General features: G+C 72.1%; 22 protein-coding genes. 9 read left to right on the top strand and 13 right to left on the bottom strand.

Annotation, left to right across the window (positions count from 1 at the left end; translation table 11 throughout):
* Positions 1-176 precede the first annotated feature (176 nt).
* Entirely contained in the window at positions 177-2,399 is a 2,223-nt protein-coding gene (locus ACFV2J_RS32765; RefSeq protein WP_385442031.1) for a TIGR03767 family metallophosphoesterase, read from the top strand.
* Between the two features lie 357 nt (positions 2,400-2,756).
* On the opposite strand, the gene ACFV2J_RS32760 is transcribed toward ACFV2J_RS32765, so the two are convergent.
* Both ACFV2J_RS32760 and ACFV2J_RS32755 read right to left on the bottom strand, forming a co-directional pair.
* Positions 2,757-4,763 (bottom strand): tetratricopeptide repeat protein, encoded by a 2,007-nt coding sequence (locus ACFV2J_RS32760; RefSeq protein WP_385442028.1) that lies wholly within the window; start codon positions 4,761-4,763, stop codon positions 2,757-2,759.
* Positions 4,764-5,148: 385 nt separating this feature from the next.
* Complete coding sequence (locus ACFV2J_RS32755; protein ID WP_385083657.1) at positions 5,149-6,123, bottom strand: DUF5937 family protein; 975 nt, start codon at positions 6,121-6,123, stop codon at positions 5,149-5,151.
* Positions 6,124-6,206: 83 nt separating this feature from the next.
* Here ACFV2J_RS32755 and ACFV2J_RS32750 point away from each other — a divergent pair, with 83 nt between their 5' ends.
* Entirely contained in the window at positions 6,207-7,460 is a 1,254-nt protein-coding gene (locus tag ACFV2J_RS32750; RefSeq protein ID WP_385083656.1) for an MFS transporter, read from the top strand.
* Here ACFV2J_RS32750 and ACFV2J_RS32745 read toward each other — a convergent pair whose 3' ends face one another.
* The 3 genes from ACFV2J_RS32745 to ACFV2J_RS32735 are packed head-to-tail and all read right to left on the bottom strand — an operon-like array spanning position 7,461 to position 10,380.
* Complete coding sequence (locus tag ACFV2J_RS32745; protein ID WP_385083655.1) at positions 7,461-8,048, bottom strand: hypothetical protein; 588 nt, start codon at positions 8,046-8,048, stop codon at positions 7,461-7,463.
* Complete coding sequence (locus tag ACFV2J_RS32740) at positions 8,045-9,694, bottom strand: ATP-binding protein (protein ID WP_385083654.1); 1,650 nt, start codon at positions 9,692-9,694, stop codon at positions 8,045-8,047. Before ACFV2J_RS32740 ends, ACFV2J_RS32745 begins: the two co-directional genes overlap by 4 nt.
* Positions 9,691-10,380 carry a response regulator gene (locus ACFV2J_RS32735; RefSeq protein ID WP_385083653.1) on the bottom strand — a complete coding sequence of 230 codons (690 nt, stop codon included), beginning with the start codon at positions 10,378-10,380 and terminating at the stop codon, positions 9,691-9,693. Before ACFV2J_RS32735 ends, ACFV2J_RS32740 begins: the two co-directional genes overlap by 4 nt.
* A gap of 196 nt (positions 10,381-10,576) precedes the next feature.
* Between ACFV2J_RS32735 and ACFV2J_RS32730 the strand changes: the two genes are divergently transcribed.
* Entirely contained in the window at positions 10,577-11,524 is a 948-nt protein-coding gene (locus tag ACFV2J_RS32730) for a DUF3152 domain-containing protein (RefSeq protein WP_385083652.1), read from the top strand.
* Here ACFV2J_RS32730 and ACFV2J_RS32725 read toward each other — a convergent pair.
* Positions 11,494-12,432: a helix-turn-helix transcriptional regulator gene (locus ACFV2J_RS32725; protein WP_385083651.1), complete on the bottom strand. Its 939-nt coding sequence runs from the start codon at positions 12,430-12,432 to the stop codon at positions 11,494-11,496. The two genes, ACFV2J_RS32730 and ACFV2J_RS32725, sit on opposite strands and share 31 nt — an antisense overlap.
* Positions 12,433-12,587: 155 nt before the next feature.
* Between ACFV2J_RS32725 and ACFV2J_RS32720 the strand changes: the two genes are divergently transcribed.
* Positions 12,588-13,022, top strand: a complete 435-nt coding sequence (locus ACFV2J_RS32720; RefSeq protein WP_385083650.1) for a nuclear transport factor 2 family protein — start codon at positions 12,588-12,590, stop codon at positions 13,020-13,022.
* A gap of 200 nt (positions 13,023-13,222) precedes the next feature.
* On the opposite strand, the gene ACFV2J_RS32715 is transcribed toward ACFV2J_RS32720, so the two are convergent.
* Positions 13,223-14,557, bottom strand: coding sequence for a PLP-dependent aminotransferase family protein (locus ACFV2J_RS32715; RefSeq protein WP_385083649.1), 1,335 nt, complete (start codon positions 14,555-14,557; stop codon positions 13,223-13,225).
* Between the two features lie 103 nt (positions 14,558-14,660).
* Between ACFV2J_RS32715 and ACFV2J_RS32710 the strand changes: the two genes are divergently transcribed.
* The gene (locus ACFV2J_RS32710; protein ID WP_385442019.1) at positions 14,661-15,437 is read left to right on the top strand and encodes an enoyl-CoA hydratase-related protein; all 777 of its coding nucleotides are present in this window, start codon (positions 14,661-14,663) and stop codon (positions 15,435-15,437) included.
* 109 nt (positions 15,438-15,546) lie between these two features.
* Positions 15,547-15,765: a hypothetical protein gene (locus ACFV2J_RS32705; protein ID WP_385083647.1), complete on the top strand. Its 219-nt coding sequence runs from the start codon at positions 15,547-15,549 to the stop codon at positions 15,763-15,765.
* A gap of 109 nt (positions 15,766-15,874) precedes the next feature.
* Here the strand turns inward: ACFV2J_RS32705 and ACFV2J_RS32700 are convergent, their stop codons facing one another.
* The 4 genes from ACFV2J_RS32700 to ACFV2J_RS32685 are packed head-to-tail and all read right to left on the bottom strand — an operon-like array spanning position 15,875 to position 20,457.
* The gene (locus ACFV2J_RS32700) at positions 15,875-17,233 is read right to left on the bottom strand and encodes a GH1 family beta-glucosidase (RefSeq protein ID WP_385083646.1); all 1,359 of its coding nucleotides are present in this window, start codon (positions 17,231-17,233) and stop codon (positions 15,875-15,877) included.
* A gap of 29 nt (positions 17,234-17,262) precedes the next feature.
* Positions 17,263-18,102 (bottom strand): carbohydrate ABC transporter permease, encoded by an 840-nt coding sequence (locus ACFV2J_RS32695; RefSeq protein ID WP_385442043.1) that lies wholly within the window; start codon positions 18,100-18,102, stop codon positions 17,263-17,265.
* Between the two features lie 25 nt (positions 18,103-18,127).
* Complete coding sequence (locus tag ACFV2J_RS32690) at positions 18,128-19,129, bottom strand: carbohydrate ABC transporter permease (RefSeq protein ID WP_385442015.1); 1,002 nt, start codon at positions 19,127-19,129, stop codon at positions 18,128-18,130.
* Positions 19,130-19,143: 14 nt separating this feature from the next.
* A complete protein-coding gene (locus tag ACFV2J_RS32685; RefSeq protein WP_385083644.1) occupies positions 19,144-20,457 on the bottom strand; it encodes an ABC transporter substrate-binding protein in 1,314 nt (437 codons plus the stop codon).
* A 167-nt stretch (positions 20,458-20,624) separates the two neighbouring features.
* Between ACFV2J_RS32685 and ACFV2J_RS32680 the strand changes: the two genes are divergently transcribed.
* Both ACFV2J_RS32680 and ACFV2J_RS32675 read left to right on the top strand, forming a co-directional pair.
* Positions 20,625-21,947, top strand: coding sequence for an ROK family protein (locus ACFV2J_RS32680; RefSeq protein WP_385083643.1), 1,323 nt, complete (start codon positions 20,625-20,627; stop codon positions 21,945-21,947).
* A 130-nt stretch (positions 21,948-22,077) separates the two neighbouring features.
* Positions 22,078-22,911 carry an alpha/beta fold hydrolase gene (locus tag ACFV2J_RS32675; RefSeq protein ID WP_385442010.1) on the top strand — a complete coding sequence of 278 codons (834 nt, stop codon included), beginning with the start codon at positions 22,078-22,080 and terminating at the stop codon, positions 22,909-22,911.
* Between the two features lie 154 nt (positions 22,912-23,065).
* Here ACFV2J_RS32675 and ACFV2J_RS32670 read toward each other — a convergent pair whose 3' ends face one another.
* Both ACFV2J_RS32670 and ACFV2J_RS32665 read right to left on the bottom strand, forming a co-directional pair.
* Positions 23,066-24,025, bottom strand: coding sequence for an SDR family NAD(P)-dependent oxidoreductase (locus ACFV2J_RS32670; protein ID WP_385442008.1), 960 nt, complete (start codon positions 24,023-24,025; stop codon positions 23,066-23,068).
* 362 nt (positions 24,026-24,387) lie between these two features.
* Entirely contained in the window at positions 24,388-25,425 is a 1,038-nt protein-coding gene (locus tag ACFV2J_RS32665) for a PHP domain-containing protein (protein WP_385442005.1), read from the bottom strand.
* Between the two features lie 132 nt (positions 25,426-25,557).
* Here ACFV2J_RS32665 and ACFV2J_RS32660 point away from each other — a divergent pair, with 132 nt between their 5' ends.
* Positions 25,558-25,800, top strand: coding sequence for a hypothetical protein (locus ACFV2J_RS32660; RefSeq protein ID WP_385083638.1), 243 nt, complete (start codon positions 25,558-25,560; stop codon positions 25,798-25,800).
* The last annotated feature ends 914 nt before the right edge of the window (positions 25,801-26,714 follow it).

The following is a 26,714-nucleotide window of genomic DNA, read 5'->3' as shown; positions in this document are numbered from 1 at the left end:
GCCCCGTCTTGGGGCCGGCCCCCCCCCCGGGGCGGCGGGGCCGGCACCTGACGCGAGTCTCCGCCACCCCCGCAACCGTCCGGTACCGGCTCCCGGAACCCGGCTCGGTCACCGGGGCGCGGGACACGCGAACGACGAATTCGCACCACGTCACCCCCCACACCGGAGGAATCGACATGGCAATCTCCCGTCGCAGGATTCTGACCGCCGCCGGAGTGGCCGTGGTGGCCGCGGCCATCGACGTCGGCGGTCTGCGCGCCGTCGCCCGTGCCGTGGCGCCGCCCCTGGGCACCGGCACGGCGTTCGGGCTCACCACCCTGGACCAGACCGTGCGGGTCGGTCCCGATCTGGGCCTGGGATACCACGGCGTGGTCGCCGGGCCCGGCGAGCCGCACATGGTCCGCAACGACCTCACCCCCGTCACCGTGCCGCAGGTCACCCGCTCGCTGATCGCCTTCGCGCAGATGTCCGACCTGCACATCGTCGACGACCAGTCGCCCCTGCGCGTCGAGTGCCTGGACCGGCTCGCGGACTACGGACCCCCGCACTACAACTCGTACCCGACCGAATCGGCGTACCGCGCGCACGAGTTCCTTTCGACCCAGACGACCGACGCGATGTGCCGCGCCGTCCGGCAGGTCCTCCGCGGCCCGCGGACGAGCACGCCGCTGGCCTTCACCGTCGTCACGGGCGACGCGGTCGACAACTGCCAGTACAACGAGTCGCGTTGGTACATCGACCTGCTCGACGGCAACCCGGTGCGGCCGGACTCCGGCGACCTCACCAAGGACGAGAGCGTGGCGGGCGGCCAGTTCGGGACGGAGACCCACTACTGGCATCCGGAGGCACGGCAGACACCTCCCGACAACAACGCCCTCCACGGGTTCCCGGTCGTGAGCGGTCTCCTGCGGGCCGCCCGCAGACCGTTCACGGCGACCGGGCTGGGCATGCCCTGGTACGCCGCCTACGGCAACCACGACGCGCTCGTCCAGGGCAACGTCCCGATCGACATCCTCCCCTTCGACCCGCTCAAGGCCGTCGCCACCGGCGCCACCAAACTGACCGAGGTCGAAGGAGTCCCGGACGTCTTCGACAACACCGCGTCCTACTACCTGGACCTGCTCAAGGACGTCCTCACGGGCGAGTTCACCCTCCGGACCGCCCATGTGACGGCGGACCCGTCCCGCCGGCTGCTCGCGCGGAGCGACTTCATCGCCGAGCACTTCACCACCACCGGCACCCCGCGCGGACACGGTTTCACCTCCGGCAGCGACAAGGGCTACTACGCCATTCCCACGGCACCGGACGACGTGGTCCAGTTCCTCGTGCTGGACACCACCAACACCGGCGGCGGCGCCGACGGCGCCCTCGACAAGGACCAGTGGAACTGGCTGAACGCCCAGCTCAAGGCGAACAGTTCACGCTACGAACTCGACGACTCCGACGGCACCCGGGCCAGGACGGTCGTCAACCAGCCCGGCGTGACCGACAAACTCATCGTCGTCTGCTGCCATCACACCCTCGACTCCATGGACAACACGGACAGCGCGTCCCCCTACGGCGGCGCGGACCTCCGCGACCTGCTGCTGCGCTTCCCGAACGTGATCCTGATGGTCGACGGCCACACCCACACCAACAACATCTCGGCCCACCGGCCCTCCTGGCCGTCCGCCATCGGCAACGGCTTCTGGGAGGTGAACACGGCCTCGCACATCGACTGGCCCGTCCAGAGCCGGATCTTCGAGATCGCCGAAGGCGGCGGCATCCTGTCCGTCTTCACCACCATGGTCGACTCCGACGCACCGCTGTCGTGCGCCGGGGACACCAGCACCCCCGCCTCGCTGGCCTCACTGGGACGCGAACTGGCGGCCAACGACCTTCAGGCGGTGGCGGCCGGTATCGACAAGCGCCGGGGAGCGGCCGACGCCCGCAACACCCAACTGCTCCTCCCCACGCCGTTCCCGCTGCCCGCCGGGCGCGGCACACTGCTGCCGAGTACCGGCTGGCCGGTGGTCCAGCAGGGGGCGAGCGGCGAGCGGGTGAGAACCGCGCAGTACCTGCTCAACGCCCGCGGAGCCGCGCTGGGCGTGGACGGCTCCTTCGGCCCGTCCACCGGCGGTGCGGTGCGGTCCTTCCAGACCGGCCGCGGTCTGACCGCCGACGGGATCGTCGGAGCGGCGACCTGGCGGGCCCTCGCCGCCACCGTGCAGCAGGGCGCCAGCGGACCCGCGGTGACGGCGTTGCAGCGCCAACTCAGCGCCCACGGGCTCACGTTGACCGTGGACGGTGCCTTCGGCGCGGCCACGGTCGGCGCGGTGCGGTCCTTCCAGGCCGCCCACGGCCTGCCGGCCGACGGGGTCGTCGCGGCCACGACCTGGCAGACGCTGACCGGGCTGTGACGCGGACCGACCACGAGTAGTCCGGCGACCGGACGGTGCCGACCCGCCGCTGCCGCGCCCTGCGAACGCGGCACCGCACGGCGGTGCCGCGGGGGCTGCCGGCGGAGGTGGTGCGGTGGTGCCGCGCGGGCTGCCGGCCGATTGCGCTGCGGTACCGCACGGCCGATTGCGGTGCGGTACCGCCCAGGGTTCCGACGGGCCCCTCATCCGCGCAGGGCGGGACGGCGCCCCGCACCACGGGGCCGGCCCGCCCTGTCCGTACGCGCGCACATGAAGGCGCCGGACCTCGGCCCGTCCCGGTGCCGAGGGGGTGCGCCGGGGACGGTCCTCGGTCCGGGCGGCGCGGCCGGGAACGCGTCACGCCGGCCAGTACGAGCACCGCACCCCGGTGTGCACCGCGTGCCGCAGGTGGTCACCGATCACCGGGTCGGCCACCGCGATCCGGTCCAGCGCCCGGCGGATGGCCTTGCTCACCGAGACCCGGGAGCGTTCCTCGCCCTCGGGGAAGCGCCGGGCGCGTCCGCCCAGTCCCGTGGCACCCGCCAACTGGCGCACCAGCCAGTCGTGTTCGGCCTGCGCCGTGGCGGCGCGCTCGATGTCGTCGGCCGCCTTGAACTCGTCCAGTTCCAGGCGCAGTCGGGCCAGACGGCCGCGGTACTCCCGCATCGCCACCCGGTCGAGCGTCCGCTGCCCGGACACGCCCGCCGGCTCGACGGCCCCGTCGAGCGCGGTCATCCCCGCCACGAGGTCGACGGCCCGGATCTCCTGGCGCGGGTTGGCGATCAGCACCACCAGATGGAGCATGCCCACGCTGTGGTCCACCAGGACGCTGCGCCCACCGAACCCGATCCGCCACTTACGGCCGAGCCGGGTACAGAACGCCGCGGACTGCGCCTGCCCGTCCGCGCCCCGCCCGACCTCGCCGTGACCGTCCGGGGTCTGCCCGACCTCGCCGCCAGGCCCCCCGGTCGTCGGCGACGGCGCCGCGGCGTCCTCGGCGGCCGCGGCCATCTCCCGCCGGACCGCGTCGGCCTCGTCCGGCCGGCCGGCCCGGACGAGCGCCACCGCGAGCCGCTCCCAGGAGGCCGTGACCGCGGGCCAGTGCCCGAGGGCGAGGTTCTGCCGTACCGCGTCCCGCAGATGGGTCACGGCCCGGTCGACGTCCCCCATGGTCAGCGCGGCGACGCCCAGCGCGTGGTGCGCCGAGCCGAAACAGGCGACGGCGAGACTGCCCACGATCGGCAGATGACCGTACGGGCCCAGTAGTTCGTAGACCCGCGCGGCCGTGGCGGTGTCGTCGAGGAGATAGGCGGCCTCCGCGACCCCGTGCATCGTCACCAGCCAACTGCTCGACCGCGGCAGCTCCCCGAGGTCGTGGCCGCACAGCGTGGCCAGCGCGCTGACGGCCTTGCGCCGGTCACCTGCCGTCACCGCGGCCACCGCCAGCGCGGCCAGGGCGTGATCGTCCACGGCGCTCAGCGTGGGGGAGTTGACCACCTCGCTGAGCAGCGGGACGAGTTCGACCACCCGGCCCTGGTACCAGCGGATGGTCACCAGCTGCGCGGCCTGCCACACCGTGGCGTTGACGTCACCGGCGGCGATCCCGCGCTCCGTACAGGCCTTGGCCAGGGCCTCCGCCTCGTCGAGGCGGCCCGCGCGGACGGCGAGCATGACCTCCATCGCGCTGACGACGAAGCCCACCGCGAGATGGTCCTGTTCGGCCAGCAGGCCGCGCAGCTCCGACAGGCAGCGTTCCGCGTGCGGGTCGCCGTCCAGGAACATGTCGACGGTCTGCCACAGCAGGCCCATGAGCAGATCGCTGCGGCGGGAGGTACGGAAGCTCTCCGCGACCAGTTCGGCGGCCAGTGCACGGCGCAGTGCCCCGTGTTCGGGGCCGACCAGGCAGTGATGGGCCAGGCTCAGCGCCTCGGCACGCGCCATCGGGTTCTGCCGGCCCCTCGCCTGCTGGAGCAGCGCCAGTACCGCCGTGTTGTCGCTGTTGCGGTAGTCGCCCTCCCCGGCCAGCCGGATCCGCAGCCGCAGCGCCAGCGACGACTGGGGGTCCAGCAACTCCAGGGCCCGGCGTATCTGCGACTCCAGGAGTACCGAACCGGCCACCGTGCGGTGTTCGTGCACCCACAGGCCGCCGAAGCCGAGGGCGGCCACCGCCATCGCCCGTTCCTCGCCCACCGACTCGGCGATCCGGAAGGCGCGTTCGAAGCGGTCTCGGCCGGTGCGCAGATCACCGTCGTCGACGACGGCACGGGTGCCCTCGTCGAGCAGCGTCTGGAGGTCACCGGATCGCCGGTCGCCCGGCCCGGCCGGACCGGGCGCGTCCCGAACGGGCGCATCCACGTTGTTCACGGCTGCTTTTCTCTCCTGGGTGCACTCGACAACGCCAGGTGAAGCCGGCCGGACCGCCGCGTCGGTCGTGATCGATGGCCTGGCCACAGGCGGGGGACGGCCAGTGAGCCTATCGCAGAGCCCGCAACGGGGGAACAGGCCTCGGCTGCACGGGAGATGGACACCGCATGAGGTGCGGGGTGATCAGGACCGCCCGGGACGACGGCGCACCATGAGGGCGGCGAAGTGCCGGGAACGGCAGGGAGGTGCAGGGGGACGTATCTCTCGGTGGGCTTCACGGACAAGATCGGCTGACGGCCACCGAGCCTCGGCCGGTCCGGCCGGTCCGGCCGGTCCGGTCAGCCCGGTCAGACCGGTTCAGCCCGGTCAGACCGGTTCAGCCCGGTCAGGCGTCCGCGAGCGCGGTGCCCAGCGGCGTGCGCTCGTAGAGGACCTGGTGGCCGTAGCGGCGGGAGGTGAGCAGGCCCGCGTCACGCAGCACCGACAGGTGGGACGAGACGGACGACAGGGCGAGACCGTGCCGGTGGGCGAGCGCGCTGGTTGTCGCCGGCTCGGCGAGACCGCCGAGGAGGGCGGCCCGGTTGGCGCCCAGCAGCCGCACGAGGGCGTCGGAACCGGACTGCGGGGCCTGCCACAGGCCACCGATACCGCGTGCCGGATAGACGATGGTGCTCTGCCAGGGCGGGTCGAAGCCCGCCGCGACGTCCGGCCACACGAAGACACTCGGCGCGAGGACCAGGCCGTCACCGCCGAGGTCCCGGTCGTGCTCCGTCCGCCTGTGCAGCGTCAGGGTCCCGTTCGCCCAGCTCAGCGAGGGATGCAGATCGGCGAAGAGCCCGGTCAGCCCGTCGTCCGCGAGCCGGCGCGCCCGGAAGGCGATGTCGGCCTCCAGCACGGCGCGCAGCCGGGGCCAGTACGGGGCGACCAGAGCGTCCCACACCCGCTCGCAGAGATCCGCCAACTCCCGTACCGCGCGCGCCGGATCGGCGAGCATGACACGGCCCTGCGGGGTGTCCGCCGCGCTCGGGGTGTCGGCGAGGGAGCGCGCCAGGTCGTCGAGGGCGGTGTCGGGATCGGTGGCACGCAGGCGGGCCAGGTCGTCCCCGATCGAGGTCAGCGGGCCGTCCGGTGGCGGGCAGAGGAAGTCCGGGGTGTGACCGTGGTACGGCATCAGCAGCCACAGCGGCGTGAGGTCGAGCTCACGCGCCGCCGCCTCCGTCTGCCGCAGCCAGGGCAGGTGGTAGCCCTGCAGCCGTACCTGCTTGAGGGTGCGGACCGCGCCCTGGACCTCCCAGAGCGGGGATATCCCGAACCGGCAGCGCAGCAGGTCGTCCGGCCCGAAGCGCATGTGGACGGGCACCGCTCGACCTCCTCCCGGGCCGGAACTTTCGGCCACAGCCGAAACACTACGGGCCGCGGCCCCGCGCCGCCAGGCTGCGGCCCATGACGTGGAAAGCCGACGCCGACGCCACCCCTGACGCCAGCCCCGCCCCCGCCCCCGTTGCCGACGTCCCCTCGGGGGGCTACCGGTCCGTCTTCGCCGTGCGGGAGTTCCGGGCCGTGTTCGCGGCGCACGTACTGTCGTTGCAGGGGACCGTCGTGGCCCAGATCGCGCTCGCGGTGCTGGTGTTCCGGCTCACCGACTCGCCACTGCTGTCGGCGCTCACCTTCGCGCTGGGCTTCGTGCCGTACGCGGTCAGCGGGACACTGCTGGCCGGGATCGCGGACCGCTTCCCGCCCCGGCGGGTGCTGGTGGTCTGCGACCTGCTGTGCGCCGCGTGCGCTCTCGGGATGGTCCTGCCCGGGACGCCGATCGCCGTCCTGCTCGTCCTGCGCGGCCTCATGGCGACGGTCGGCCCGGTCTTCACGGGGACGCGGGCGGCGAGCCTGGCCGACATCCTCCCCGGCGACGCCTTCGTGCTCGGGCGCTCCCTGATCCGGATCGTGGCGCAGGGGGCGCAGGTCGTCGGATTCGGGGTCGGTGGGCTGCTGCTGATCGTCGTGTCGCCGCGCGGCGCGCTGCTGCTCACGGCCGCCGCCTTCCTCGGTTCGGCGCTGCTGCTGCGCCTGGGCACGCGGCGGCGGCCCGCACGCGGTGCCAGCGACCACGCGGACGGTGGCGGCACGGGCCGGCTGCTGGCGGACCGCCGGGTGCGTTCGCTCCTGATGCTCGGGTGGGTGCCGTCGTTCTTCGCCGTCGTCCCCGAGGCGCTGGCGGCGCCGTACGCGGATGCGGCCGGCGCGGGCACGACGGGGCTCGGTCTCTTCATGGCGGCGATGCCGGTCGGCATGATCCTGGGGGAGTCCCTGGCCGGCGGGTATCTGAGCCCGGCGGTCCGCGGGCGGATCGCCGGACCCCTGGTGGCCTGCTCCCTGCTGCCGTACGCCGTCTTCCTGTTGCGGCCCTCGCTGCCCTGGTCCCTCGCGGCGATGTTCGTGGCCGGCCTCACCGGCGCGTACACCCTGGGGGTGGACCAGTGGTTCGTCGACGCCGTGCCGGAGGAGATGCGCGGGCGGGCGATGACCGTGCAGTCGGCGGGACTGATGACGATCCAGGGCGCGGGGATGGTGGCGGCCGGTGTCGCCGCGGAGTTCGCGCCCGTCCATCTGGTGAACGGCTGGTCCTGCCTGTTCGGCACGCTGTGCGTCCTCGCGGTGCTGCGGACCGTACGGTGGAAGACACGGCACAGCGGATGATCAGCCGTGCGGGCCGGGGCACGCGGCGGCCGACTGCGTCATCGTCCAGCCGTCCCCGACCACCTGCACGCTCCTGTCGTCGGGGGAGCGACGCGCCGTGGCGGGAGGAGCCGACGTGGCTCCTGCCGCACCCGTGTCCGTGGGCGGCGCGACGGTCGGCAGCTTCACGTGGGCCATCGTGCACGCCAACTGCCGCATGGCGACGTGGCTGAGGGGAGGGACCCCCTTGGGCAGCTGGACGGAGACGTCCTTGCCGTCGCCGAGCGCCACGTCCGGTGTGTCCGATAGGCGGGGGAGCGCAGTGGTGGCCGTCACGGCCTCGGTCGTGGTCGGTCCGCCGAACAGCAGACGTACGACAGCGCCGAGGTCACCGGGGTCGGGGACCTTCCGGGGATAGGACGCCAGGTCACCGTCACGCAGGAAGTAGAGGGGGATCGCGGTGGGCGCCGGGGGCGTGGCGCGGGGAGAGGACATGCCGCTCGCCGGTACGCCGGCCTGGATGACGTCGGACGGCGGGACTCCGCAAGCCGCCAGCGTGAGCGCGGCCGTGAGCGAGAGCAGCAGCGCCGGGACGCGCGCGCCCTTCACCGGGCACCCGTGGTGTCGTCGCCGGCCGCTACGGAGTCACGGCGCAGAGGGAGTTCGACCGTGAACACCGATCCGCCCTCCGGCCGGTTCGCCGCACCGATGCGCCCTCCGTGCAGGTACACGTTCTCCGCCGTGATGGCCAGGCCCAGCCCGCTGCTCTCGCTCCTGGTGCGCGCGGTGCTCGCCTTGTAGAAGCGTTCGAAGATGTGCGGCATGGCTTCCTCGGCGATCCCCGGTCCGTTGTCGCTCACCTCGATCACGGCCCATGCCACGTCCGCCCGTTCCTCCCTCACCCCCATGGTCAGCCGTACCGGCGGTGCCCCGTGCCGCAGCGCGTTGCCGACCAGATTGGCCACCACCACGTCGAGCCGCCGCGGATCCACGCGCGTCCTGAGCGCGCCGGGCCGGGGCAGGCGGGTCTCCACCCGGCCCTGCCACCCCCGAGCGGCGAGGGTGCGGCGGACGGACTCGGCCAGGTCGACCTCGTCCAGGTTGAGCCGGACGGCGCCCGCGTCGAAGCGGGATATCTCCATCAGGTCCTCCACCAGCACGCTCAGCCGACTGGTTCCCTCGCTGACGAGCCGCAGCGCGTCGCCGGTCTCCCGGTCCAGGCGCGGCGCGTTCTCGTCCAGCACGTCGGTGACCGCCGACATCGCCGCGAGCGGCGTCCGCAGTTCGTGGGAGACGTCCGCGGCGAAGCGCCGTGCCCGGGCCTCCAGGCGGCGCAACTCCGCGACCGACCGCTCCAGCGCGGCCGCCGTGTCGTTGAAGGACCGTGAGAGGTCGGCCAGTTCGTCGGAACCGTCGACCGCCAGCCGGATGTCGAGGTGCCCCTCGGCCATCCGGCGCGTCGCCCGGCGCAGCGCGCGCACGGGACGGAGGACACCGCTCGCCGCCAGCAGCGCCAGGACGACGGCGAGGCACAGGGCCACCAGGGTCGCGCGCTCGATGCCGCTCACCATCGCCTGGACGTAGGCCTGTTCGGTGTTCTGCGGCACCACCAGGTACATCACGAACCCCGAGAGCTCGGCATCCGTTCCATCGCCGGAGTCGGACGTGACCGGCATTCCGACGACGAGATACGGATGCCCGTCGGCGTTCACCCGCTGGAACACCGCGGCGCGGCGGGTTCCCACGGACCGGCGCAGTTCGGGGCTCAGCCTGACGGAGATGTCGTCCGGCGCGAAGGCCCGGAGACCGCCGTAGGTGGCCATGACCTGCCAGCCCTGTGACGGGTTGGCACGGAGCACCTGGTTCACCGCCGTCGCCAGGTCCGACCGGCTCGGCGGCAGGGGAGTGTAGGCGGCCACGGCGTCGACGCTGGTCCGGAACTGCCGGATGACGGAGTCCTGGCTCTGCTGAAGCACCCCCGTGCGCGCCTCCCGGAAGGCGAGCGCGCCGGTGCTCAGGGCACTGACCACGGCCACCAGGGCGAAGGCCACCACCAGGCGGGGGCGCAGTCCCCGCAGCGGGAGGGGCGCCTTCGCCAGGACCGCCCGGAGGAACCGCACCGGCCCACGGCCCACCCGGGCCGCGGCGGCCTCACGATCCCGGACCGCCCCGCCGTCCCGCGCCGACCGGCGGTCCCGTACGGCTTCGGGTGTACTTTCGGTCCTCCGTGCCCGCACGACTCTGGGGACGCTCATGAGGCACCGAAGCGGTATCCGAAGCCGCGTACGGTCTGGACGTAACGGGGGGCGCCGCCCAGCTCACCTAGCTTCCCGCGCAGTCGCTTCACACAGGCGTCCACCAGCCGTATGTCGCCGTGGTAACTGTGTTCCCAGACCGCTTCCAGCAGCTGCTGGCGGCTGAAGACCTGGCCGGGCGAGGCCGACAGGGTCAGCAGCAGCCGGAGTTCGGAGGGGGCGAGCGCGACGGGTTCACCCCGGTGTGACACCAGGAGTCCGGCCCGGTCGATGACCAGCTCGCCGTGCGACTCCGCCCGGGGCCGGACGGCGTCGGAGACCGACACGTCCTGCCTGCGCAGCACGGCCCGTATCCGCGCGTCGAGCACCCGGGCCTGCACGGGCTTGACCACGTAGTCGTCCGCGCCGGCCTCCAGCCCCACGACGACGTCGATGTCGTCGCCCTTGGCGGTGACCATGATGATCGGCACCTGGTCGCGGTCCCTGATCCGGCGGCACACGTCGAGGCCGGAGATGCCGGGCAGCATGAGGTCGAGAACGACGACGTCCGGATGGAAGGGCCGGAGCTGTTCCAGTCCCTCCTCACCCGTTCCGGCGGCGAAGACGTCATGTCCTTGATGTCGCAGCGCCAGCTGGACGGCCTTACGGACATCTGGGTCGTCTTCGACAAGTAGGACTCGTGGCACTTCGCCAGTATGCACGGAACGTGTTCGGTGACTGTTCGAGAGGAGGGCCCCGCCCGGGAGCTGTTACAGAAGGATCACATCGGATCGGGACGCGCCCCGGGCTCTCCGGTCCGCGGTACCAACGGGAACCTCTCGTTATCTCTTCGTTACCGTCCGAGCTCATGGTCATCATCTGACGTGACCAGTCTCGGCTGCCATGTATGCGGCACGAGAGCGGGAAACCGCGTCACCGACCGACAGCGACGTGGCTCCGCGTCGCGGCGGCCGTCAGTACCGGCCCGCCCACCGCCGGGGCCGGCCGAGCCGCCGGGGCCGTTCGAGCCGCCGGGGCCGTTCGAGCCGCGGGGGCAGGCGCTGGCTGATCGGCACGCTGCTCACCGTCGGCCTGCTCGGCTCCGCGACGTTCCTGCTCGACGGCGGACGGAGCGACGCGTCCAACGACGCATCGAGTGGTACGCCGGGCGGCCCGGCGCGTCCCCAGGGCACGGTGCGCAGGACACCCACGCCCTCCCTCACGCGGCCCCCGACCCCGACCCGGAGACCGACCCCGACCTCCACGAAGATCGACATCCCCTCGACCGGCACCGGCACCTTCGTCGCCGCGCAGGCCACCGGCGCGAAGGCTGGCCGCGGCACACGTCCGCTCCGCTATGTCGTGGAGGTCGAGACCGGGATCGACCTCTCGCCGACCAAAGCGGCGGACGAGATCGCCGGCATCCTTGCCGCGCCCCGAGGCTGGACCCACGACGAGGCCCACTCGTTTCGGCTGGTGAGCGCGGAGGCGCCGCACGATCTCACGGTGAAGATCGCGACACCGGGAACGGCGGACGCCCTGTGCTGGGCGGGCATCCACCAGGACACCGGAGGCGAGTACAACTGCGAGACCCCCGGCGGGGTGGTGGTGAACCTCAAGCGCTGGGTCAGGGGATCGCCCACGTTCGACGGTCCGATCCATGACTACCGGGCGCTGATCGTCAACCACGAGATGGGACACTTCCTGGGCTACACGCACATGACCTGCGCGGGCCCCGGGCGACCGGCCCCCGTCATGATGCAACAGATCAAGGGCCTGCACGGGTGCGTCGCCAACGCGTGGCCCTACGACCGCAACGGTCACTTCGTCTCCGGGCCGCACGTGCTGTGAACGTCGTCCTCGTCCTCGCGCCCCCGGCGTGACGACCCCGGACCGCGCGCCCCGCCGTGTCCGGTCGTGGCGGACCAGGTGGCGAGCAGCTTCAGGGCGTCCGCGGCGGGGGTTTCGGGCCGCGGGCTGTAGACGACCACGCTCAGGCCGCTCTCGTCCGGCAGGCTCATGGTCTCCTGATCGAGTTCCAGGTCGCCGACGAGCGGATGGTTGAGTCGTTTCGTGCTGTCGCGGAAGACGTGCACGTCGTGGGACCCCCACAGCACGCGGAAGGCGTCGCTGCGGGTGGACAGTTCACCGATCAGGTTCGTCAGTTCCCGGTCGTAGGGCCGTCTCCCCGCCTCGACGCGCAGCGCACCCACGGCGAACCGGGCCATGCGCTCCCAGTCCGTGTAGAACCGTCCGGCCGCGGGGTTGAGGAACGCGAACCGCGCGACGTTCCCACCACAGGCCGGGTCGGCGAACATCTCCGAGTACAGGGCCCGGCCGAGCGGGTTGGCGGCCAGGGTGTCGAGGCGGTTGTTCATCACGTACGCCGGCAGCTCCGGCATGCCCTCGACGATCCGTGTCACGCTCGGCCGCACCGTCGGCCGGGCCGCCCGCGGCCGCGCCCGGGCCCCGGGCGCCGGTCCGGCGGCGCGGGCGAGGTCGTACAGGTACGTGCGCTCGGTGTCGTCGAGCCGCAGGGCGTGGGCGAGGGCGTCCAGCACGCTGTCGGAGACGCCTTTGAGGGTGCCGCGCTCCAGGCGCGTGTAGTACTCGACGCTCACGCCGGCGAGCGCGGCGATCTCACCCCTGCGCAGTCCGGGCACCCGCCGCTGACCGTACGTCGGCAGACCCGCCTGCTCGGGGGTGATCCTGTCGCGCCGGGAGCGGAGGAATGCGCTGACTGCGTCCCGGTTGTCCATGAGGACAGGGTAGGCAGGCAGCCCGGCGGGCGGGGGTCCCTGCCAGTACCCCTCACAGCGAGGACTCCCCGGGCACGGCCGTCTCCCGTTGCATGGTGTCCGCCCCGGTCCGCTCGGGGTGCGAGTACCGGAACACGACTGAGGGAGAAGACGAGATGAGTACCCTGAACGAGACGGTCACGGAGAGCCGCGCCGACGTCGTACGAGGGCTGTACGACGCGCTGGGCAAGGGCGACGTACCGGGTGTCCTGGCCAGGCTCGCCCCCGAGGTGGTCGTCGACGAGCCGAACCAACTCCCCTACGGCGGCGTGCACCAGGGCCGGGAGGCGTTCGCGCGGTCGGTCCTGGGCGCGATGACGGGCTACGCCGAGGTGGCCATCACCGCCGCCGAGGTGTACGAGGGTCCGACCGGCGTCGTCGGAACCCTCACCGGAACCCTCACGGCCCACACGACCGGTGAGGAGTTCCCGCTGACCTTGGTCGAGATCCACCAGGTCGAGGACGGTACGGTGCGCAGGATCGACGTCTTCACCAAGAACCCGCACGAGTTGGCCGCGTTCTACGCCCGCGCCGAGTCGGGCACCGGCTGAGGCGGTGCGGCTCCGGTCCGGCCGGGCCGCCCCGCGGCAGCGCGGGCGTCCCGGCTTCCCGGGGTCGTCCTTCCGGCGTTCCCTCTTGGCGTCGGCGCCATCGCGCCCACGCCGACGGGGTTGGCCGGTCGGCCGTTCCGCCGGCGAGCGACCGTCGTCCGTGGGCGGCGAACGCCGTCGCGGGAGGCGACCCCGGCCGGTCACGGCGGGATCGCGTCCAGCACGCCCCGCAGGTGCCGCAACACGTTCCCGAGCTCGTCCCGGGGTGGGGTGGCGAGTGCCAGGCGCAGCGCCCGGGGACGGTGGGGACCCGTGGCGAAGGCGTCCGCGGTGGACACGAGGATGCCTGCCCGGGCGAGTCGCGCGGCGACGTGATCCGGGCGCTGGTGCGACTCCAGGCCGAGCCAGACCATGTAGGAGACCGGATGCGCCGTGAGAGACATCCCGGCGAGCGCCGAGCGGGCGATGTCCTGCCGGGCGGCCGCGTCGCCCCGGCGGTCCTCCTCCCAGCGGGCCACCGTGCCGTCCGCCAGCCAGCCCGTGGCGAGCGCGGTGATCAGTCCCGGGGCACCCCAGGCCGCCAGGCGAAGGCAACTGGTGACGGCCTCCACGTGGCGGCCGGGCAGCACGGTGAAACCGAACCGCAGGCCCGGAGCCACGTTCTTGGACAGTCCGGCGACGTAGCAGGTGCGTTCGGGGGCGAGGGCCTGAAGGGGAGGCGGCGGCGACCGGTCCAGGAAGGCGTAGGTGCCGTCCTCGACGATCAGGCAGTCGTGCGCACGGGCGACGGCGACAAGGCGGTCACGCCGTTCCTGGTCGAGGACCCAGCCGAGCGGGTTGTGCAGGGTGGGAATCGCGTAGATCGCACGGACGGGCCGTGCACGGCACAGGAGGTCGAGCGCGCCGAGGTCGGGCCCCGTCGCCGTGACCGGGACCGGGGCCAGGCCGAGCCGGTGGGCCGAGGCGAGCAGTTTGATCCCGGGGTAGCTGAGCGCGTCGACCGCGAGGACGTCACCGGGCCTGGTGAGAGAGCGCAGCACGCAGTCCATGGCCTGCTGGGTGCCGCTGGTGAGCAGGACGTTCGCCGGCGCCGTGTCTATTCCCCGCCCGAGCAGGTAGGTGGCCACGAGCGCCCGCTCGCGCAGGCGACCGCCCGGCGGGTCCTGCCGGAGCAGTGCCTCGGCCTCGCCCGAGACGGACAGCGCGCGCAGGGCCCGCCGCAGCCGGTCGGACCGGCCCTCGCCGGAAGGCTGGTTGAACGACAGGTCCGCGACTCTCGGCACCGGCAGGGCGCGGGAGGGTTCCAGACCGTCGTAGCCGGGCTGGACCCGCACGAACGTCCCTCGCCCGGGTTCCCCCACCACCAGGCCCATGGCGGCGAGTTCGGCGTAGACCCGGGTGGCCGTGGCCAGCGCGATCCGCCGCTCGCGCGAGAGCGCGCGGTGCGTCGGAAGACGGGTGCCCGCGGGGAGCCTGCCGGCTCTGATCGACGCGGCGAACTCGTCGACGATGGCCTCGTAGGAGGGAGCACGCATGGGGCACCCGCACCGACCTGTATCTAGGACAATGAGTGGATCGCCCCAGGCTACGGCTCCTAGCCTCGACCCGTCCGAGCACCGACCGAACGGAGCGGGTGGGATGACCGTACGGACCGACCGGGACGAGAGTGTCGTCACGATCACCATCGACAGGGAACGCAAACTCAACGCTCTCGACTACCCCACGATCGACGCGCTCCTCGCGAGCCTCGACCGCATCGACGCGGACGACTCGGTCCGCGCGGTCGTCCTGACCGGCGCCGGGCACAGGGCGTTCAGCGCGGGCGCGGACATCCCTTCGCTGGCCGGGAGCATCGCGGGCGGCCCCGAACGCGCGCTGCGCGAGGTCGTGCGACGAGGACACGCACTGACCCGCCGGATCGAGGAGTTCCCCAAGCCCGTGATCGTCGCCGTCAACGGACTCGCGTACGGGGGCGGTTGCGAGATCACGGAGGCGGCCCCGCTGGCGATCGCCGCGGAACACGCCACGTTCGCCAAACCCGAGATATCCCTGGGTTTTCCGCCGCCCTTCGGTGGCTCACAGCGGCTGCCGCGGCACATCGGCCGCAAGCGTGCCCTCGAGATGATCCTCACCGGCGACCCCGTCACCGCCGCCCGGGCCGAGGAGACCGGCCTCGTCAACGCCGTCGTCCCCGCCGATGAACTCCTGCCCGCCGCACGGGAGCTGGCCCGCCGGATCAGCCGGCACGCACCGACGGCCGTGGCGGCCTGCCTGCGCGCGGTCACCCGCGGCGTCGAGCTGCCCATCGACGAGGGACTCGCCCTGGAGGCGGCGTGCTTCACGGCCACCGTGGGCACCGACGGCGTGCGCGTCGGGCTGCGGCGGTTCCTCGACCGAACGGCCGGCGCCCGCTGAAAGGGCCTTGACGCGAGGCCCGTTGTTCGCCGACGGCGAGCCGACGTCCGGATCGGGTGGGTCCGGACCTCCGTGTCGACGCGGCCGTGTCGCGGTGAGGGATCGCTGCATGATCGGCCGCGTCTCGGGGAAGCCCGTCGTCCGCCGGGATCGGCAGGACCGCGCGCCCGGCGCCCAGGGCCGGCTGGAGGACCAGGCGCGCGCCGGTGCCCTGGAACGGCAGACCGACGACATTCGGCACGTCATCGGCCACCCGCCCACGACCCTCGACCGGGCCGTCACCGTCACCGCCGCCCCCGCCCGACCCGCGGGCCCCGCCCCCGGGTGACGTCCCGGCCTGGCGCCGGCACGGGACACCGAGGTCCCCGCGCGCGGGCGACCGCGTCCCCGGCGGCCGCGCGAGGGCGAACGCCCCTCATGTGGCCGCCGGGTCCCCGCTAGGCCGCGTTGCGCCCCCGCTCCCCGTACTGGCGGATGATGTCCGCGTACCGGTGTCCGCTGCCCTTCACCGTGCGCTTCTGCGTCTTGTAGTCGACGTGCACGAGTCCGAAGCGCTTGTCGTAGCCGTAGGCCCACTCGAAGTTGTCGAGGAGGGACCAGGCGAAGTAGCCCGCGAGCGGGACACCCTTGCGCGCCGCCGACGCGCAGGCGGCGAGATGGCGCTCCAGATAGTCCGTGCGCTCCGGGTCGTCGACCGTTCCGTCGGGCCGGACGACGTCGGGGTACGCGGAACCGTTCTCCGTGACATAGAGCTTGCGGGCGCCGTAGTCGTCCGTCAGACGGTGCAGGAGGCGCTCGATGCCGGAGGCCTCGACCTCCCAGTCCATGGCGGTGCGAGGCACTCCCGGACGGCGGATCGCGCTGACCTGGGGGATCGGCCCCGTGGGGTCGTCGACGACGCTGGAGGGGAAGTAGTAGTTGAGGCCCAGCCAGTCCAGCGGCTCCGCCATCGTCTCCAAGTCACCGGGCTGCTCGGGGAGTTCGACCCCGTACAGCTCACGCATGTCCGCCGGGAAGCCACGGCCGTGCACCGGGTCGAGCCACCAGCGGTTGGTGTGCCCGTCGAGGCGGTGGGCCGCCGCGACGTCCTCGGGGCGGTCGGTGGCGGCCTCGACGCTCGCCAGGTTGTTCACGATGCCGACCTGGGCGTCCGGGACCGCCGCGCGGATCGCCTGGGTGGCAAGCCCGTGCCCTAGGAGGAGGTGGTACGAGGCGGGGACCGCGGCCGCGATGTCCGCGAGGCCGGGGGCCATCCGCCCTTCCAGGTGACCGATCCAGGCCGAGCACAGCGGCTCGTTGAGGGTGGTCCAGTGCTTGACGCGGTCACCGAGGCGCTCCGCGACGACCGACGCGTACGAGGCGAAGTGCAGCGCCGTCTCACGGGCCGGCCAGCCACCGCGGTCCTGGAGCGCCTGCGGCAGGTCCCAGTGGTAGAGGGTGACCGAGGGGGTGATGCCCGCCTCCAGCAGACCGTCGATCAGCGAGTCGTAGAAGTCGAGGCCCTTCGCGTTGACCGGGCCGTCGCCGCCGGGTACGACGCGCGGCCACGCGACGGACAACCGGTAGGCGTTGGTGCCCAGTTGGCGCATCAGGTCGATGTCCTCGCGCCAGCGGTGGTAGTGGTCGCAGGCGAGGTCCCCGTCGTCGCCGTTGTCGATCTTGCCGGGGGTGTGCGAGAAGGTGTCCCAGATGGAGGGGGAGCGGCCGTCCTCGGTGACGGCGCCCTCGATCTGGTAGGCCGACGTGGCCGTGCCCCACAGGAAGTTCTCGGGAAGTGCGGCAAGGTCGATGGTCACGGAAGTCCCTTCGGGGGTGGTGGAGTGGGTCACTTGACGGCTCCGGCCGTCAGCCCGGCGACGAGGTAGCGCTGGAGCAGCAGGAAGCCGGCGACCACCGGGACGCTGACCACGAGCGACGCGGCCATGATCTGGTTCCAGTACACGTTGTTGAGCGTCGAGTAGCCCTGGAGCCCGACGGCGAGCGTGCGCGTGGTGTCGTTGGTCATCACCGACGCGAACAGCACCTCGCCCCAGGCGGTCATGAAGGCGTAGACGGCGACCGCGACGATGCCGGGGATCGCGGCGGGCACGACGACCCGGAACAGCGCGCCCAGCGGACCGCAGCCGTCCACCAGAGCCGCCTCGTCCAGGTCGCGCGGGACCGAGTCGAAGTACCCGATCAGCATCCAGATCGAGAACGGCAGCGAGAAGGTGAGATAGGTCAGGATCAGCCCGCCGCGGGAGCCGAACAGGGCGATGCCCGTCGCGTTGCCGATGTTGACGTAGATGAGGAACAGCGGGAGCAGGAAGAGGATGCCGGGGAACATCTGCGTGGACAGCACGGTGACCGTGAAGGTCCGCTTGCCCCGGAACTCGTAGCGGCTGACGGCGTACGCCGCGAAGACCGCGATCACCACCGAGCAGACCGTCGCCGCGCCGGCCACGATCAGCGAGTTGACGAAGTACCTCGCCAGCGGGACCGTCGACCAGATGTCGATGTACGGGCGGATGGTCAGTCCGCTCGGCACCCAGCGGAACTTGCCCGAGACGTCCGCGAGCGGCTTCAGGGAGCTGGAGACCATCACGTAGACCGGCACCAGGACGAAGCCCGTGAGCAGGGTCAGGAAGATCCGCCGGGACCACAGGAAGGAGGGCGGCGGAGCCATCGGCGAGCGGTGTGCCTGCGAGGTGCTAGACATCGGCGGTCTTCCTTCCCCGGGAGGTCAGCAGCAGGTAGGCACCGGTCACCACGAGCAGGAAGAGCAGCAGCAGGACCGACATGGCGGACCCGGTGCCGAAGTTCCAGGTGACGAAGGACGCCTGGTAGATGTGGACCGAGATGAGGTCCGCGGACTCCGGGGCGGTCCTGCCGAACAGGACGAACGGTGTGTTGAAGTCGTTGAACGTCCACAGGAACAGCACCAGGATCAGGACCTGGTTGACCGCCCGCAGCGACGGCAGGGTGATCCGGCGCAACTGCTGCCACAGGCCCGCGCCGTCCAGGGCGGCCGCCTCGTACAGCTCGCCGGGGATGTTCTGCAGGCCGGCCATGATGATCAGGAAGGCGAACGGCCAGCCCTTCCACACGGAGACGACGAGCAGCGCGTAGAAGCTGTTGTCGCCGATGAGCCAGAAGGACGGCTTGTCGGTGAGGTGCAGCTGGTCGTGCAGCACGTGGTTCACCAGGCCGTTGTCGTGCTGGAACATGAACACCCAAGTGATGACCGCCGCGTACACCGGAAGGGCGTACGGGACGAGGAACAGCGCGCGCAGCAGGCCGCGCCCGCGGAAGGTGTCCTGCATGTAGATCGCGGCCGCGGTGCCGATCAGCCAGCACAGGCCGACCGAGAGCAGGGTGAAGCCGACCGTGACCATGAACGAGTGGAGCAGCGCCTTGCCGACGGGCGCGCTGAAGTCCACCGAGACCTTGTAGTTGTCGAGGCCGGACCAGGGCGCCGTGCCCCAGTCACGGATGTAGAACTGGGTGAGCTCCTTGAAGCTCATGACGATGCCGATCACCATCGGCACCAGGTGGACCAGGAGTTCGAGGAGCAGGGCGGGCAGGAGCAGCAGGTAGGGCAGTCCGATGCGGCGGATCCGCCCGGCGCGGCGCGGGCCGCGCGCCGCACCGGGGGAGTCCTTGCGCACCGTCCGCTCGCCGGAGTCGGCGGAGGCGGCGGTCGTGGTGGTCATGTGGGTGTCCGCACTCACTTCTTCGGCATCTGCTGCTGGGCCTTCTCGAGCTCGGCCTTCACCGAGGCCGTGGTGACCGGGTGTCCCGCGGCGGCGGCCGCGAACAGCTCCTTCACGGCGGTCCCGACCGCCGTCTCGAACTGGGACTCGTCGGCGACCTGCGGCAGCGCGGCGGCGCTCTTGGCGAGGGTGTCCTTGAGGACCGCGTTCGAGGGGGTGTTGAAGGCGGCGTCGCCCTGGGCGGTCTTGACCGGCGGGATCGAGCTGTACGCCGTGTTGAGGATCTTCTGCTCCGCGTCGCTGGTCATGAACTTCACGAACTTGGCGGCGCCGTCGAGGTTCTTGGAGTTCTTGAAGACGGCGAGGTTGATGCCCGCGACCATCGAGTTGACGTTCGTGCCCGTGCCGGGGGTGCCGGACTGCACGGGGACCGGCGCGATGCCGTACGCGTCCTCGCTCATGCCCTGCGACTTGAGGTTGGCGGACGCGGACTGCCACAGCAGCATGGCGTTCTTGCCCTTGGCGAAGTCGCTGACGGACTGGTTCTGCGCGTACTCGGCGTTGCCCGGCGCGATGATCTTGTCCTTCGCCATCAGTCCGACGTACTGCTGGACCGCGGCGACCACGCCGTCGTTGGTGAAGTCGGCCTTGCCGTCGGCGGTGAAGAAGTCGGCCCCGTGCTGCTTGGCGAAGACGAAGACGTGGTGGATGTTCTCCGACACGTTCGAGCCCTCGGCGCCCAGGCCCCACTTGCCGCCCTTGGACAGCTTCTTGCCGTCGGCGACCAGCTCGTCCCAGGTGGCCGGCGGCTTCGCGATGCCGGCGTCGGCGAACGACTTCTTGTTGTAGTACAGCGCGTACGCCATCGAGTACAGCGGCACCGCGGCCGGGTCCTTGCCCTCGGCCCCCGTCGAGCCGAGCGCCGAGTCGACGAAGCGGTCCTTGCCGCCGATCTTGGCGAAGTTCTTCGCGTCCCACGGCAGCAGGGCGCCGGTGGCCTGCAGGGAGGCGCTCCAGGTGTTGCCGATGTTGAGGACGTCCGGGCCCTGCCCGGAGGTGGTCGCGGTGAGGATCCGGTTCAGCAGGTCGGACCAGGGTACGACCTCCACCTTGACCTTGATCCCGCTCTGCTTCTCGAACTTGTCCAGCTCGGGCTGGAGCACCTTCTTGTCGATCTCGATGCTGGCGCCCTGGTTGGACGCCCAGTACGTGAGCGTTTTCGGCGAGTCGTTGGACCCGCCGTTCGACGAGCCGCCGCCACAGGCGGTCGCGGCGGTCAGCAGGGAGATGGTGACCGCACCGGCGGCCGCGGCTCGGATTCTGCGCATGGCTGCGTATGTCCCTTTCCCGGAGGGAGCCACGAGGGCCGAGTCCGTTCACTTCCCGAACGACCCTCATGGCTTAATTTAGGACGTGAGTTAAGACCCGGAAGAAAGTCGCGTCAAGGGATCGCGCAGCTGTATCTTGCAGGTCGGGCAGGCCGGAAGGGATTCACATGGCGGGGCGCAACGGTCGGACAGTGCGTGACCTGCGGCGGGGCAATCGCACCGCCGTACTGCAACGTTTGTATTTCGACGGCCCGATGAGCCGCTACGAGCTGGGCCCGGCCACCGGGCTGAGTTCCGGTTCCATCAGCAACGTGGTCGCCGAACTCGTCGCCGACGGACTGGTGGAGGAGGCCGGAAGCGTCGAGTCCGACGGCGGACGGCCCCGTACCCTGCTGCGTGTCGCGCCCGGCAGCGGCCACATGATCGGCGTGGACGTCGGCGAGACCCGGGTCCGCGTCGAGCTGTTCGATCTGACCCTCACCGAACTCGCCCGCACCGAAAGGCCGTTGGAGCGCCAGGGGTTCGAGGTCGACCGGCCCTCGCAGCGTCGGCGGTACGACGTCGACGTCATCGTCCGGCACATCCGCGACGGCATCAACGACGTGCTCACCGAGGCGGGGATCGACCCGGAGCAGCTCCTCGGCGTCGGCATCGGCGTCCCCGGCATCGTGGCCCGCACGCCCGAGCGCGGCGCGGTGGTGCACGGCCAGACGATCGGCTGGGACGCCGTCCCGCTGGAGTCCCTGCTCCGCTCGACCTGTCAACTCCCCGACACCGTGCCGTACTTCGCGGACAACGGCGCCCGGACCCTCGGCCAGGCCGAGATGTGGTTCGGTGCCGGACGCGGCGCACGCAACGCGGTCGTGGTCCTCTTCGGCTCCGGCGTCGGCGCCTGCCTGGTCACGGAGGACGTCGAGAACGGCAGGTCCGTCGAATGGGGTCACCTGACCGTACGGGTCAGGGGGCGCCGCTGCCGTTGCGGCTCCCTCGGCTGTCTGGAGGCCTACGCGGGTGCGGAGGCGCTGCTCGATCGCTGGCGCGAGGAGGGCGGACGCCCGCCGGAGGGCACCGACGAGGAGACCGCCCTCACCGCGATGCTCGCCGCCGCCTACCCCGCGGGGGACGCCGAGCACGACCCGGTGGCGCTCTCCGTGCTGGAGGAGACCGCCGAGTACCTGGGCGCGGGCCTGTCCGACCTGATCAACCTGTTCCAGCCCGAACGCATCCTCATCGGCGGCTGGGCCGGACTCCAGCTCGGCACCCGCTTCCTGCCCGCGGTACGCCGGTACGCCACCTCGTACGCCCTGCGCTATCCCGCCCAACGCGTCTCCATCGACCTCGGCCGGCTCGGACCGGACGCGGTGACCGTCGGCGCCGCGATCCTCCCTCTGGCCGATTTCTTCGCCCGGGGCGGCAGGCGCGCCGAGCCGGTGAACGAAGGGCCCTCCCCGGCCTGGCGCACGGCACTGGAGGAGCGGGCGCCGCACTGACCCACCGGCCCGCGCGTGGCCATGACGTCCGGGGTAATCGACCCGGCACCCGCCTCCCGGAACCATGAGGGACGTGCCGCGGACGTACCGCGGCACTCACGCGTCGTGACCGGATCCCGGGAGGATTCCCATGCCGTACTTCGAGAGCCCCGTCGACGGCACCCGGCTGCACTTCGTGGACTACGGACCCGCCACGGGCCCGGTGATCGTGTTCGTCAACAGCTCCTACTTCGGCACCGAGATGTGGGAGTTCCAGATGCTCCCGCTCGCCGACGAGGGATTTCGGTGTGTCGGCCTCGACCGGCGCGGCCACGGCCGGTCGGACGACGTGTGGGACGGCTTCGGCCTCGACAGCCTGGCCGACGACGTCGACGGACTGCTGCGCCACCTCGACCTGCGGGACGTGACCCTGGTCGGACACTCGGTCGGGGCCGCGGAGGTCGTGCGCTGTCTCACCCGGCACCCCGGCGCACGGGTGGCGAGGGCGGCGCTGGTGGGAGGCGTGGTGCCGGGCGTCGTGCGCACCGCGGACCATGCGGCGGGCGTCGATCCGGCGGTCGTCCGGGCCGGCAACGAGACCGTCCGCCGCGACCCGGCGGCCTTCTTCGCGGCGGGAGCCGACGCCTTCTTCGCCCTCGGCCTGCCCGGCAACGACCTCTCCCCGGAGTACGTCCGCGGCGCGGTCGACCGCTGTCACGGTGCGACCGCGCGCGCCGGCGCGGCTGTCAGGGAGCTCGTCGCCACCCTGGACCTCACCCTCGATCTGCCGGAGATCGACCTTCCCGTACTCGTCGTGCACGGCACCCACGACACGTCCGCGCCGCTCGCCCCGACCGGCCGCCGCGCGGCGGAACTGCTGCCCGACAGCACGCTCAAGGTCTACGAGAACGCGGGCCACGGCCTCTATGCCACCCACGCGGATCTGCTCACCGCGGACCTCCGGGAGTTCGCGGCCCGCGCGTGAGCCATGGTCCGGCCGACGGGTGACTTCGGCCGATGGATGACTTTGGTCGATGGATGACTTCGGTCGACGGGTGGCGTGGCCGGACCGGTGGCTTCGTCGGACAGGGGTGGCTTCGTCGGGCCCGAACCCGGACCCGGGCCGTCCCGAGGTCAGGTCACGCGAACGCGTTCACCCCGGTCAGTTCCGCCGACAGCGCCCACAGCCGGGCGGCCTGCTCGGGGTCGATCGCGTACTCCCGTACGCCGGTCCGCTCGCCGTCCGCGGGGGTCACCTCGGCGATGTCGCAGTCCTCGCAGTACACCCCGCCCAGACCGGCCAGTTGCGGCGAGGTCGCGGCCCACACCTGGGTCGCGGCGCCCTGGGCGGGCGACTTGAAGGCGTCCGGGTTCAGCGGCACGCCGTTCTCGTCGATCCACCCGCGCTCCATCATCTCCTCCTTGGCGAGGTGACGCTGGAGCGGCGTGAGGATGCCGCCGGGGTGGAGGGCGAAGGCGCGCACACCCGAGTCCCGGCCGAGCCGGTCGAGGTGGACGGCGAACAGGACGTTCGCGGTCTTCGCCTGGCCGTACGCCCCCCACTTGTCGTAGCCGTCGCGCCAGTGCACGTCGTCCCAGCGGATGCCCGAGTTGTGGTGGCCGGTCGAGGACACGGAGACGACCCGCGCGCCACCGGGCTCGATGGCGGGCCAGAGCCGGTTGACGAGTGCGAAGTGGCCGAGGTGGTTGGTGGCGAACTGGGCTTCCCAGCCGGGCCCGACCCTGGTCTCGGGGCAGGCCATGATCCCGGCGTTGTCGATCATGATGTCGACGGTCCGGCCGGAGGCGAGGAACCGCTCGGCGAAGGCGCGGACGCTGTCGAGGTCGCCGAGATCGAGCTCGTCCACCTCGACACCGTCGATGTCCGCCACCGCGTCCCGGGCGACGTCGGGACGCCGGGCGGGGACGACGACGTGGGCCCCGGCCCCGGTGAGGGCGCGCGTCGTCTCCAGGCCGAGCCCCGAGTACCCACCGGTGACGATCGCGAGCTTCCCGGAGAGGTCGATCCCCTGGAGGACGTCGTCGGCGGTGCTGTGGGCGCCGAACCCCGAGCCGATCTTGTGCTGTGCAGTGGTCATGCGCCGACGTTACGGATTGGAGAGCACTCGAAGTCAAGCGCGCGCCGCCGCTCGTGAGCAGGAGAAAGGCCCCGACCGGACGGGGGAATCGCGGTCGGGGCCGTCTGTGGTGGGCACGGATGGCGGTCGCCTCTCGGCGAAGGGCTCCACAGGGCATCAGCCGGACGATCATCCCTGTGGGCTATAGGTGAGGCCCGGGGACACTGTCCCATCCATACCCACGGTTGATTTAACGGGGAACTACCGGCTGGTGTTCCCCCGGGACCAGGGAGGGGGCGGTGATGTGGGTCACCTCGAACGGGAGGTGGGGAGGGCGGACCGAGGCCGCCGCAGAGTGCGTGCCCGCCCCCTGGCCACCGCCGTCACGGGCCCGTCGCGCGGGACGGAGCAGTCCGGCTGCGGGTCCAGGCCGGCAGCTCGTCCGCGGTCCAGGTGGTGATCACGCGCTCGGCGGGCACCCCGCACTCCTCGGCCCGCGCACAGCCGTGGACCTGCCAGTCCAGCTGACCGGGGGCGTGCGCGTCGGTGTCCACGGAGAACAGCACGCCCGCGTCGACCGCCCGGCGCAGCAGCCGGCGCGGCGGGTCGAGCCGTTCCGGACGGCTGTTGATCTCCACAGCCGTGCCGGATTCGGCGCAGGCCGCGAAGACGGCGTCCGCGTCGAACTCCGACTCGGGGCGTCGGCGCCCGGTGAGCAGACGGCCCGTGCAGTGCCCCAGCACGTCCGCGCGCGGGTTGCGCACGGCGGCGATCATGCGGCGGGTCATCGACCGCGCGTCCATGCGCAGTTTGGAGTGCACCGACACCACCACGACATCCAGCAGGTCCAGCAGCTCGGGCTCCTGGTCCAGCGATCCGTCGTCGAGGATGTCGCACTCGATCCCGGTGAGCAGCCGGAACGGAGCCCACCGCAGGTTGAGTTCCGCGACCACGGTCAGCTGTTCGCGCAGGCGCTCGGGCGACAGGCCGCGCGCCACGGTGAGCCGTGGCGAGTGGTCCGTGAGCACCGCCCACTCGTGTCCGAGCCGGGCCGCGGTCCGGCCCATCGCCTCGATCGGGCTGCCGCCGTCCGACCAGTCGGAGTGCAGGTGACAGTCGCCGCGCAGCAGCGCCCGCAGCGCCTCGCCACCCCGGGCGAGCGGCTCCCCGGCCGTCCGCTCCAGCTTTTCCAGGTAGCCGGGCACCCGGTCGCCGAGCGCCTCCCGTACGACCTGTGCCGTCTTCGGCCCGATGCCCTTCAGCGACTCCAGGGTCCCGTCGGCCGCGCGTCGCCGGACCTCGTCACCCGGGAGCCCGGCCAGCAGGGACTCGGCGGTGCGGAAGGCCCGTACGCGATAGGTGGGGGCCTGGGACCGCTCCAGCAGGAACGCGATCCGGTCCAGGGCCTCGACGGGATCCATCGGCGCCACCTTCCACCAGCTCCGCGGGCCCTTCCAGCCTCGCCCAGCCGCCGTGCGCCCGCACGGCGGGGCGGCTCACCCGGCTGGACGCGCGCCCCCGCCCACGTGCGCGAATCGATCTACGCTCTATTCATGACCGAAATCGCGAGCCCCCACATCTCCCAACCACGGATCCTGGTGCTCGGGGTACAGCCGGGCACGCCGCCGTTCCGGATCATGGAGATCGACGGCGAGGTGGTCTGCGAGGCGAGGGCGATCACCGACGTACTCGTGACGGCCGCCGCCTACGGGATCACCGTCCACGATCTCGACGACCCGGACGTGGTGCGCTGGGTGGGCGGCGACAAGTTCACGTGGCTGCCGCGCCACAAGTAGCGGCGGCATCACGGCACCGGCCTCGGCACCGGAACCGGCACCTGCGCCGGCACCGGGCGAGGGCGTGGGGGAGCGCGCGGACCTGCGGGTTCTGCGCCGGCGTGAGCTGTTTCAGGAGGAATGACACCACACCCCGATAAAGATCATCAATTGTCGGGAACCGGGCATGTCGGCCGACCCGTGCGACTCCTTCGCGCGCTGTGCGCCACCACGCCGGCGGCGCTCGCGCTGACGGGCTGTGCCACGGCGCCCGCACGGCGGACCGTCCCGCCGTCGCCCAGGGCCGAGCGTGACCGGGACGACCTCCTCGACGCCGCGCAGCGGGTCCTCGTGGACCGCTGCCTGGCCCGGCAGGGGCTGTCCCCGCGACCCACCCCGGACGGGGACCGCCGACTTCAGGGGGCGCCCTCTCCGGCCGCGGCCGGCCCGAGTCGGCCGTCACCCTCGCGACCGGCTGCACCGTCACCGCCCACACGGACGGTTGCCTCGCCGCCGCCCAGCGCGACCTGCACGGGGACCAGGAGCGGTGGTTCCGTACCCGGGTCGTGGTCGACGACCTGCGGGCCGAGGTCCAGCAGCGTATGAAGCGCGACACCGGATTCCGTGCGGCGACCGCGTGGCGAACGACCGCGGCGACTCGCACACCTGGTCCACGGGCCGCTGACCGGCCGCCGACGCACGCCGTCCGCACGCGGCGCGAGGCCGTGGGCGGAGGGTGGGTGGTGTGCGCGCCCCGGGTGCTGAACCCGGGGACATGTACGGGGGACATGCAACGGGGGGCATGTAACGGGGGGTCCGGCCGGGGTGCGAACCCCCACCCCGACCCCCCGCCCCCCCGCCCCCCCGGGGGTGGGGAGAAGGAGAGGTGGGGATAAAAAGATAAGGAGAAGACGAGAAAGGCAATGTTGGTAGAG

This window comes from Streptomyces sp. NPDC059668 (genome assembly GCF_042734135.1).
GTDB lineage: Bacteria > Actinomycetota > Actinomycetes > Streptomycetales > Streptomycetaceae > Streptomyces.
The sequence above is the reverse complement of the archived record's forward strand: the minus strand, read 5'-3'. Positions and strand labels throughout refer to the sequence as shown.